Source organism: Streptococcus cristatus (assembly GCF_003943815.1).
Classification (GTDB): domain Bacteria; phylum Bacillota; class Bacilli; order Lactobacillales; family Streptococcaceae; genus Streptococcus; species Streptococcus cristatus_F.
Map to the genome: position 1 here is coordinate 1 of NZ_RJNA01000053.1, position 866 is coordinate 866.

The following is an 866-nucleotide window of genomic DNA, read 5'->3' on the forward strand; positions in this document are numbered from 1 at the left end:
AACCTATATCCTATTCGTTCATGACTTTCTTTGATTATAAATATAAACGGAGCATCATGTGAATATTCTACAGGTAAATTATACTCCTTCAGTACCCTCCAAAGGATGTTAGTTAGTAATATTTTGGCAGCTTTTTCCTGTCTTTCTACTGCGAAACGATAAAAATAGAAATCATCATCAGCAAATTGAAAAAGTTCTTCATTCCGAATAGACTGGAATTTCACCCACGATTCTATAAAATGCTTTAGCATATTTATATTTTTATCAATTTCTTCTTTATAGATATATGAACAGTTAATTTTTTTCATTATTTTTCTAACCTTGAATATTTTTATAAAATAAAAAAAGCATAAAATCCTAAGATTATGTGCTTCTCCAAGTATATAGGAGTTAACAGTTGCTTTTAGTAGCAACTGCAAACTCCTTAGTAGCTTCAATCGCATGGATTGAAACACGCTCAGCTGCTGAAGAATCCATATTTAAAGCGAAAATTGTTCCAACCGCAGCTGTGCCAAGGGCAACAACGAACTTCCAGTCAATTAAGACAGTTAAGTTCATAGCACACACCTCCTTTCAGGCTTTAAAGCCAAGAATATATATAGGTGGGTATATTGTTGCCCTATCCAATGTTTCCACTGGACTACTTTAGTATACTTCAGAGATTTAAATCTGTCAATTCTTTATATAATGTAATACACTGTATCTGAATGTAATTACCAAAATTCTAAGAAAGGTTGACTACAAAATCCAGCTTACATATTAAACTCTATTTCACTATTATTGTTTTTGTTTCTTAAGGTAAAACACACCATTTAAAAGTAAATCCATAAATTAGCTCCAGATTTAGACATAAATAGTTATTTATT

Annotated in this window: 1 protein-coding gene and 1 pseudogene; both read right to left on the bottom strand. The window is 30.9% G+C overall.

Annotation, left to right across the window (positions count from 1 at the left end; all coding sequences use genetic code 11):
- Positions 1 to 308, bottom strand: a pseudogene (locus tag D8872_RS10670) (kinase); the annotation flags it as partial.
- A gap of 82 nt (positions 309 to 390) precedes the next feature.
- Positions 391 to 558: a hypothetical protein gene (locus D8872_RS10675; RefSeq protein ID WP_006153932.1), complete on the bottom strand. Its 168-nt coding sequence runs from the start codon at positions 556 to 558 to the stop codon at positions 391 to 393.
- Between the last annotated feature and the right edge of the window lie 308 nt (positions 559 to 866).